The following is a 10,412-nucleotide window of genomic DNA, read 5'->3' as shown; positions in this document are numbered from 1 at the left end:
CGACGGCAACACCACCGACCGGCACTCCCACAACCCACGGTTCAACAACCCCGCCGCCACCGCATCCCCACCATCGACCAACGGCAACAACCGACCCGCCAGATCCGCCACCGCACCACGACTACGAGCCGACAACACCCACGGCACCGAAACCGAAGCGCCCTGGGCGGCCGAGACCGAGGCGTCCTGAGCGACCGGACCGGGGACAGACTCCTCCTGCGGTACGGCCACCGGCGGTTGTTCCAGCACCACATGCGCGTTCGTGCCGGAGATGCCGAAGGCGGAGACCGCCGCGCGCCGCGGCCGGTCCACGACCGGCCAGGGCCGGCTCTCGGTGAGCAGGCGGACCGCGCCCGCGGTCCAGTCGATCCGGCTCGACGGCTGTTCGACGTGCAGGGTGCGCGGCAGCACCCCGTCGCGCATCGCCATCACCATCTTGATGATGCCGGCCACCCCGGCCGCGGACTGGGTGTGACCGATGTTCGACTTCACCGAACCCAACCACAACGGCCGATCCTCCGGCCGATCCTGCCCATACGTCGCCAACAACGCCTGCGCCTCGATCGGATCACCCAACCGGGTACCCGTACCGTGCGCCTCCACCACATCCACGTCCGCCGTGGACAGGCCGGCGTTGGTCAGGGCCGCCCGGATCACCCGCTGCTGGGCGAGGCCGTTCGGTGCCGTCAGACCGTTGGAGGCACCGTCCTGGTTGACCGCCGATCCCCGGATGACGGCCAGGACGGGGTGACCGTGCCGCTGCGCGTCGGAGAGTCGTTCGAGCAGGATGAGGCCGACGCCCTCGCTCCACCCGGTGCCGTCGGCCGTCTCGGCGAACGACTTGCACCGGCCGTCGGTCGCGAGACCGCCCTGCTTCAGGAACTCGGTGAAGGTGTCCGGTGTGGACATCACCGTCACGCCACCGGCCACGGCGAGGCCGCACTCGCGGCGGCGCAGCGCCTGGCTCGCCAGGTGCAGCGCGACCAGCGACGACGAGCAGGCCGTGTCGATCGTGACGGCCGGGCCCTCCAGGCCGAACTGGTAGGAGAGCCGGCCGGAGATGACACTGGTGGCGTTGCCGGTCAGCAGGTAGCCGGCGACGTCCTCGGTACGCGCGGACTCGCTGCTGCCGTACCCGGAGCCCGCCCCGCCGACGAATACCCCGGTGTCGCTGCGGCGCAGCGTCCGCTCGGGCAGCCCGGCGTTCTCCAGCAGCTCCCACATCGTCTCCAGCAGCAGCCGCTGCTGCGGATCCATCGCCAGCGCCTCGCGCGGCGAGATGCCGAAGAAGGCCGCATCGAAGTCGCCGGCCTCGGCGAGGAATCCGCCGCGCAGTGGCGTGGCCGGGTCCCAGCCGCGGTCGCCGGGCGGGTCGCTGATCGCGTCCACCTCGTCGGTGGCGAGCCGCCACAGCTGCTCCGGTGTCCCGGCGCCGCCCGGATAGCGGCAGCTCATCGCCACGATCGCGATGGGCTCATGGTCGCGCTGCCGGACCTCCTGGAGTCGTTCCCGGGTCTCGGCGAGGTCGGCGGTGACGAACCGGAGGTACTCACGAAGTTTCTGCTCGTTGCTGGACATGGCTTCCCGTCACGAGGTCCGGAAGGTGCTGTCAATAAAGCCGAAGAGTTCGTCGTCGCTGACCGCGGCGAGGTCGCGGGCCATCGCGGGCGACGTGTCGTGCCGATCCTGCCAGCGCTCCAGCAGGTCGCGCAGCCGGTGGGTCACCTCGGCCGGGTCGAGGCCGCCGGGGGCGGCGGTGCCGGCGGCGTCGAGCGCGGTCGCCAGCCGGTCCAGCTCGGTGAGCACATCGCCGGTGACCGGCTCGCCGCCTCCGGGCAGTTCCACGCCAAGCCGCCCCGCCAGGTCGCGGGCGGTCGGGTGGTCGAAGACGACCGTGGTGGGCAGCCGCAGGCCGGTGTCGGCGGCGACCCGGTCGCGCAGGTCCACCGCCATCAGGGAGTCGAAGCCGAGCTCGGAGAACGCCCGGTCCGGTTCGACCGCGCCCGCGCCGTCGTGTCCGAGGACGGCCGCGACGTGTGCGCGTACGGCCTCGAGCAGCGCGGCGTCGCGGGCCTGGCCGGTCAGGCCGGCGAGGCGTTCGGCGAGCGGGGCCTGGCCGCCGGTGTCGTCGTCGGGCTCATCGCCGAGCGCGGCCCGGGCCTCGGCGATGCCGTCCAACAGCGGTCGGGGCCGGGCCGCCGCGAAGGCGGGGGCGAACCGGGCCCAGTCCACGTCGGCGACGGCGACCACGGTGTCGCCGCCGGTCACCGCGCGCTCGAACTCGATCATCGCGGTACCCGGCTCCATCGGCGGCAGACCGCGCCTGCGCAGCATCTGTACGGTGTCCGCGTCGCCGGCCAGGCCGCCGCCCGCCCACGGGCCCCAGGCGATCGCGGTGGCGACGCGTCCCTGGGCGCGCCGCCGTTCGGCGAGCGCGTCCAGGTACGCGTTGGCCGCGCTGTACGCCGCCTGCTCCCCGCTGCCCCAGAATCCGGAGATGGAGGAGAACAGGACGAACGCGTCCAGTTCGGTGTCACCAAGGAGTTCATCGAGGTTTGCCGCGCCGTCCGCCTTGGCGGACAGCGCCCCGTCGAAGTCCCCGGGGGTCAGGGACTCGACGGGGCCGTGCTGACCGACGCCCGCGGTATGGATGACCGCGCGCAGAGGTGCTTCGGCCGGGATGGTGGCCAGCACCTTGGCCATCGCCGTACGGTCGGCGGCGTCGCACTTGGCGATCGTCACCTTCGCGCCGTGCGTTGCCAATTCATCGGCGAGTTCCGTCGCTCCTGGGGTGTCCAGACCGCGACGGCTGGTGAGCAGTAGATGGCCGGCGCCGTTACGGGCGGCGAGCCTGGCGACCTCGGCGCCGAGCGCGCCGGTGCCGCCGGTGATAAGCACGGTGCCGCGCGGGCGCCAGCGGTCGGCGGCGGGCCGATCGGTGGTCGCTCGGGTGACGCGGCGCACGAGTACGCCGTCGGTCCGAACGGCGAGTTGGTCCTCGTCCCCGGCGCCGGCGAGCACCGCGGCGACCTGGGCGGCCACCGACCCGGTGAGGTCGGCGGGCAGGTCGACCAGGCCGCCCCAGCGGGCCGGGGCCTCCAGCGCGACGGCGCGCCCGAAGCCCCAGAGGGTGGCCTGGTCGGGTGCCGTGGGCGGCTGGTCGCCGGCGCCGACCGCGGCCTGGGTCAGGCACCACAACGGAGCGCCGCTGCCGGCGTCGCCGAGCGCCTGCACCAGGGCCAGGGTGGCCCGCAGCGCGGCCGGACCGTCGCAGCCGAGGGCGAGCGTGGAGAGCACCCCGGTGGCCTCCGCCGCGGCGGTGCCGAGCAGGGCGGCGATCGCGCTCCGGTTGGCGTCCGGCCCGATCGTCACCAGGTCCGGCTCCGCGCCGCGCCCGCGCAGCGCCTCGGCGAGCAGGCTCGCCGGGCGCGGATCGGCGCCGTCGGCCGCGACGACCAGCCAGCGGCCGGTCAGCGTCCGGTCGGCGAGCGTGATGGGCTGCCAGGTCAGCTCGTACCGGCGGCCGGTGGCGGCCGGGGTCGCGGCACGGGCGGTGGGCGGAGTGCTGTCCAGCCAGAAGCGCTGGCGGTCGAAGGCGTACGTGGGCAGGTCGGCCGGGCGGGCGTCGTGGGTGGCGTAGAACGCGGCCCAGTCGACGGGGACTCCCGCGCCGTGCAGGCGACCCAGCGCCGTGACCGCGGTCTCCTCCTCGGGCCGCCCGGAACGCTGGGTGGGGATGGCGACCACGGGCTCGGTCAGGCAGTCCCCCACCATGGCGGCCAGCGTGCGGTCCGGACCCACCTCCAGGAAGACGGCGGCTCCGCCGTCGGCCAGCGCGCGCACGGTGTCGGCGAAGCGCACCGGGCGGCGCACGTGCCGCACCCAGTAGTCCGGGTCGCGGAGGTCGCCGGCCTCGTCGCCGATCACCGGCAGCCGCGGCTGCGCGTACTCGATCTCGCGGGCCACCTCGGCGAAGCGGTCGAGCATCGCGTCGACGTGGCGGGAGTGGAAGGCGTGGCTGACCCGCAGCCGCTTGGTGCGTACGCCCTGGGTCGCGAAGACGGCCGCGAGTTCGGTCGCGGCGTCCTCGTCACCGGAGACGACGACGGCGCGCGGACCGTTGACGGCCGCGATCTCGACGCGTCCCTCGAACCGCTCGACTGCCGCGCGCACGTCGTCCTCGGTGGCGGCGATGGAGAACATCGCCCCGCCGGCGGGCATCTGCTGCATCAGCTCGGCGCGCGCGGCGACCAGCCGGGCCGCGTCGGACAGGTCGAAGACGCCGGCCAGGTGGGCGGCGGTCAGCTCGCCGATCGAGTGCCCGGCCACCAGGTCGGGCCGCACGCCCCAGGACTCCAGCAGGCGGAAGAGGGCGACCTCGATGGCGAACAGGCAGGGCTGGGTGTAGCGGGTCTGGTTGACCGCGTCGTCGTCGAGCACCTCGCGCAGCGGTCGCGGCAGGTGCGGCGCGAAGGCGGCGGCAACCTCGTCGAGGGCGGCGGCGAAGACCGGGTACCGGGCGGCGAGTTCGCGGCCCATGCCCGGGCGCTGCGCACCCTGACCGGTGAAGACCATGGCGAGCCGGCCGCGCACGGGCTCACCGGTGTGCACTTCGGCGGCCGGGGTGCCGCTCGCGAGTGCCTCGAGGCCGGCGATCAGGCCGGACCGGTCGGCGCCGACGACGGTGGCACGGTGCCGGTGGTGCGTACGGGCGGTGGCCAGCGTGACCCCGACGTCGGCCAGGCGTACCGCCGGGTCGTCGGCCAGGTGGGCGGCGAGCCGTCCGGCCTGGGCGGCGAGCACCGACGGCCGGTGCCCGGACAGGACCCAGGCGACCGTGCCGCCGGGCTCGGGCGCCCGGTCTTCCAGTGCCTGGGCCGGTGCCTGTTCGAAGACGATGTGCGCGTTGGTCCCGGAGATGCCGAACGAGGAGACGCCCGCGCGGCGCACCCGCTCCGGCGCCCAGGGGGCGGCCTCGGTGAGCAGTTCGACCGAGCCGGCCGACCAGTCGACCTGGGAGGTCGGCGCGTCGACGTGCAGGGTGGGTGGCAGCGTGCCGTGCCGCATCGCCTCGATCACCTTGATCGCGCCGGCCGCGCCGGCCGCCGCCTGCGCGTGGCCGAGGTTCGACTTGATCGAACCGATCCACGCCGGGTCGGTGCGCTCCTGGCCGTACGTGGCCAGCACCGCCTGCGCCTCGATCGGGTCGCCGAGCCGGGTACCGGTGCCGTGCGCCTCGACCAGATCGACGTCCGCGGCGGCGAGGCCGGCGTCGGCGAGCGCCGCACGGATGACCCGTTGCTGCGCGGCCCCGCTGGGGGCGGTCAGCCCGTTGGAGGCACCGTCCTGGTTGACCGCGCTGCCGCGGACCAGGGCCAGCACCGGGTGGCCCTGGCGGCGGGCGTCGGACAGCCGCTCCACCAGCAGCAGCCCGACACCCTCGGCCATGCCGGTGCCGTCGGCCGCCTCCGCGAACGGCTTGCACCGGCCGTCCGGGGCGAGGCCGCGCTGCTGGCTGAAGGCCAGGAACACGCCGGGCGCGGGCATCACCGTCACGCCGCCGGCCAGCGCGAGATCGCATTCGCCGTTGCGCAGTGCCCGGGCGGCCAGGTGCAGCGCGACCAGGGACGACGAGCAGGCCGTGTCCACGGTGATGGCCGGGCCTTCCAGCCCGAAGACGTACGCGAGGCGACCGGACGCCACCGACGTGGTGCTGCCGGTCATCAGGTGCCCTTCGAGGCCGTCCGAACTGGCACCGGCGCCGTACCCGGAGTTGGTGGCGCCGACGAACACGCCGGTACGGGTGCCACGCAGCGCGGAGGGCGCGATCCGGGCCCGCTCGAAGGCCTCCCAGCCGGTCTCCAGCAGCAGTCGCTGCTGCGGGTCCATGGCCAGCGCCTCACGCGGGGCGATGCCGAACGGCTCGGGGTCGAACCCGGTGGCGTCGTAGACGAAGCCGCCCTCCCGGGTGGAAACCTTTCCGGGTACCGCCGGCTCCGGGTCGTACAGGTGCTCGACGTCCCAGCCACGGTCGAGCGGGAAGCCGGCGATCGCGTCGACCCCACCGGAGACCAGTTCCCACAGGTCCTCAGGGGACGACACCCCACCCGGGTAGCGGCAGGCCATGGCCACCACCGCGATCGGGTCGTCGTCGACCGGGGCCGGCTGGACCGGAGCGGGCGCCACCGCGCCGTTCGCCACCGCGGCGACCGACTCGATCCCGAGCTCGACCGCCAGGTGCGCGGCGAGGTCGGCGACGGTGGGGTGGTCGAAGACCAGCGTGGCCGGCAGCCGCAGCCCGGTCGCCGTGGCCAGCCGGTTGCGCAACTCGACCGCGATCAGCGAGTCGAAGCCGAGGTCGCGGAAGGAACGGGTCGGGTCGAGCCCGTCCGCGCCACCCCGGCCCAGCGCGGCGGCGGCCTGGTCGTGCACGAGGTCCTGGAGGCGGCGGTCGCGTTCGGCCGGGTTCAGCGCGCGCAACCGGTCCGCGAGGCCACCCGACCCGGCGGTGGCGGCGGCGACCCGGCGGGTGGGCCGCACCAGGCCGCGCAGCAGCGGGTGCGCCGGGGCCCCGTCCCGCCCGGAGGTCAGCGCGGCCGGCACCAGCAGGGCGTCGCCGCGGGCCAGGGCGAGGTCGATCAGGGCCATGCCCTCCTCGACCGACAGGCCGCGCATGCCGCCGCGGCGCATCCGGTCCAGGTCGGCCTCCCCGAGGTGCCCGGTCATTCCGCTGCCCTGGGCCCACAGGCCCCAGGCGAGCGAGACGGCCGGCTGGCCGAGCCCGGCGCGGTGGGCGGCGAGCGCGTCCAGGCCGGTGTTGGCGGCGGCGTAGTTGCCCTGCCCGGCGGTGCCGAAGATGCCGGCCGCCGCGGAAAACAGCACGAACGCCGCCAGGTCGGCGCCGGAGGTGAGTTCGTGCAGGTGCCGGGCGGCGGTGAGCTTGGGACCGATGACCTGGCGCAGGCCCTGCTCGTCCTGCGCCTGCAGGATGCCGTCCGCGAGCACGCCGGCGGCGTGGACCACGGCGGTCAGCGGGTGCTCGGCCGGGATCCGGCGCAGCGACTCGGCCAGGGCGGCCCGGTCGGACACGTCACAGGCTTCGACGGTGACCGAGGCGCCGGCCCGGCTCAGGTCGTCGACGAGCCCCGGCGCGGCGGGCGCGTCCAGGCCGCTGCGGCTGAGCAGCAGCACGTGCCGCACGCCGTGCTGGCGTACCAGGTGCCGGGCGGTGTGCGCGCCCACCATGCCGGTACCGCCGGTGATCAGCACCGTCCCGTCCGGGTCGAGCGTGCGCGGCATCACCAGTACGTTCTTGCCGATGTGCCGGGCCTGGCTCAGGTGGCGGAACGCCTCCGGAGCCTGCCGCACGTCCCAGGCGCGCACCGGCAGCGGAGTGATCGCGCCCGACTCGAACAGCTCCAACAGGGTGTACAGGATCTCCTGGAGGCGCTCGGGCCCGGCCTCGATCAGGTCGAAGGCCCGGTACCGCACGCCGTCGTGCCGCCGCGCCACCTCGTCCGGGTCGCGCACGTCGGTCTTGCCCATCTCCACGAAGCGGCCGCCCGGCCGGGTCAGTCGTAGCGACGCGTCGACGAAGTCGCCGGCCAGGGCGTTCAGCACGACGTCCACGCCACCGCCGTCAACACCATCGCCGGCCACGCCGCCGCCGGCGCCGGTGGTGGCCGCGAAGTGCCGCTCAAAGTCCAGGGTGCGCGAGTTTCCGCGGTGTGCCTCGTCGAGACCGAGGTCGGCGAGCACGCCCTGCTTGGCCGGCCCGGCGGTGCCGAACACCGTGGCGCCGTAGTGCCGGGCCAGCTGCACCGCGGCCATGCCCACGCCGCCGGTCGCCGCGTGTACCAGCACCGACTGGCCCTCGGCCAGCCCGCCGAGGTCGAACAGGCCGTAGTAGGCGGTGGTGAAGGCGACCGGCAGGGCGGCGGCCCTGGTGAAGGACCAGCCGCGCGGCATGGGCACGAGCAGCCGGTGATCGGTGACGGCCGACGGGCCGAACGCGCCCGTGAACAGCCCCATCACCCGGTCGCCGGGGGCGATGCCGGTGACCCCGGCGCCGACCTCGGTGACCACGCCGGCGGCCTCGCCGCCCATCCGGGCCTGGCCCGGGTACACCCCGAGGGCGATCATGACGTCGCGGAAGTTCAGGCCCGCCGCGCGAACCGCGACGCGCACCTCGACCTCGCCCAGCGGTTCGGGCGCTTCGCCGAGCGGGTGCAGGGCGAGTCCGGCGATGGTGCCCGCGTTGCCGGTGTCCAGCCGCCAGGCGCCGCCGTGGTCGGGCACCGCCAGCCGGCTCCTGGCGTGCGCCAGCCGGGGGGCGAAGACCGTGTCGTTGCGTACGGCGCACTGCGGCTCGCCGGAGGCCAGGGCGAGGGCGACCGCGCGCTCGTCATCGACGCCATCCCCGGCGTCGACCAGCACGAACCGGTCGGGGTTCTCGGCCTGGGCGCTGCGCACCAGGCCCCAGGCCGGCGCCTGCGCCCAGCCGTCCACCGGCTCGCCCGGTTCCACCGCCACGGCCTCGCGGGTCAGCACGACCAGCGGCACGTTGGCGGGGCCCTCCGCGAGCCAGCCCTGCAGGACCGCGAGCACCCCCTCGGCGACGGCCTCGGCATCGTCGTCGACCGGAAGCAGGACGGCGTCCGGGTCGGTCAGGGTGGGGCGGCCGGACTCGAGCACAGCCACGCGCAGCGGCCGCTCGGCGACCTCCGCCGGCACCGGCGCCCAGTCCAGCTCGTACATCGTGTCCGCGACCGGTACGGCGGACGCCAACCGCGCCGGGGCGGCCCGCAGCGTGAGCGACTCGGCGGTGAGGACCGGCTCGCCCGTCGGGTCGTCGACGGCGACCCGGATCGCGTCGGAACCCAGCCGGGTGAGCCGGACGCGCACGGTCGCCGCACCGGTCGCGTGCAGGCTCACACCCGCCCAGCTGAACGGCAGCCGCAGATCGGTGCTGTCCTGGTCGAACAGGGCGATCGGGTGCAGCGCCGCGTCGAGCAGCGCCGGGTGCAGGAGGTAACCGCCAGGCTCACCGGGCAGCGCCACCTCGGCCAGCAACTCGTCGCCGTGCCGCCAGGCGGCCATGAGGCCGCGGAACAGGGGGCCGTACGCGACGCCGTGTTCGGCCAGCCGCTCGTAGAAGCCGTCCAGGTCGATCGCCACCGCGTCGGCCGGCGGCCAGGCCACCTGGACGTCCGGCGCCTCCCCGGTGGCCCGCACTGAGCCGGTGGCCGGCACGGAACCGGCCAGCCGGCCGGCGGCGTGCTCGGTCCAGGGCGCGCCGGGATCGTCCGCCGGCTGCGAGTGGATGGCGATCGCGCGCTCGCCGTCCTCGGACGGGCCGACGGTGACCCGCAGCGTGGCCGGCCCGCCGGAGAGCGTGAGCGGGGCCTGCAGGGTGAGCTCCCGCAGTTCGGGGCTGCCCACGTGGTCGCCGGCGTGCAGCGCCAGCTCGGCGAAGGCGGTACCCGGGAACAGGACCGTGCCGGCCACCTCGTGCTCGGCGAGCCAACGGTGCGACCGGGTGTCGACCCGGCCGGTGAACAGGTACGTGTCGGGCTGGTCCGGCAGCGTGATGACCGCGCCGAGCAGCGGATGGTGGGTGGGGGTCAGGCCGAGCCCGGCCGGGTCGCCGGCGGCCGAAGAGACCGGCGGCCAGTAGGGCTCGTGCTGGAACGGGTACGTCGGCAGGTCCACGTGCGGATACCGGCCCGGCAACGCCACCGACCAATCAACCGGCACCCCCAACACATGCGCCTGCCCCACCGCGGTCAACATCTGCCGCCAACCACCCTGATCCCGCCGCAACGTACCCACCGCGTGCACCCCATCCCGCTCACCCAAAGCCACCGTCAACACCGGATGAGCAGAACACTCCACAAACACGCCGAACCCCTCACCCACCAACACCTCAACCGCCCGATCCAACAACACCCGCTGCCGCAGATTCCGATACCAATACCCCGCATCCAGCTCCTCACCCGACACCCAACCACCCGTCACCGTCGAGAAGAACCGCACCGTGGCCGGCTGAGGCCGGATCTCGGACAGCACCTCGACAAGTTCGTGTTCCAACACCTCCACCGCCGGACCATGCGAGGCGTAATCCACCGGCAACACCCGCGCCCGAAGCCCCACCCCCTCACACCGCTCCCGAAACTCCACGAGTCCATCCACCGGCCCCGACACCACCGTGGCCGACGGGCCATTCACCGCCGCCACACTCACCCCCGCCGGCAGCAACGGCTCCACCACACCCAACCCCGCCGCCACCGACACCATCCCACCCGAACCCGCCAACCCCAACAACAACCGCGACCGCAACACCACCACCCGCGCACCATCAGACAACGACAACACCCCCGCCACCACCGCCGCCGCAATCTCACCCTGCGAAT

At 74.6% G+C, this 10,412-nt stretch carries 2 protein-coding genes; both read right to left on the bottom strand.

Annotated elements, in window-relative coordinates; genetic code table 11:
- Positions 1 to 1,578 (bottom strand): type I polyketide synthase (locus ABEA87_RS41955; protein WP_345639379.1); only part of this gene is annotated, 1,578 nt, incomplete at its 3' end.
- A gap of 9 nt (positions 1,579 to 1,587) precedes the next feature.
- Positions 1,588 to 10,374 carry an SDR family NAD(P)-dependent oxidoreductase gene (locus ABEA87_RS41950; RefSeq protein WP_345639378.1) on the bottom strand — a complete coding sequence of 2,929 codons (8,787 nt, stop codon included), beginning with the start codon at positions 10,372 to 10,374 and terminating at the stop codon, positions 1,588 to 1,590.
- Between the last annotated feature and the right edge of the window lie 38 nt (positions 10,375 to 10,412).

Origin of the sequence: Rugosimonospora acidiphila (assembly GCF_039543385.1) — a bacterium.
Classification (GTDB): domain Bacteria; phylum Actinomycetota; class Actinomycetes; order Mycobacteriales; family Micromonosporaceae; genus Rugosimonospora; species Rugosimonospora acidiphila.
This window is presented reverse-complemented; position numbering and strand designations above follow the sequence as displayed.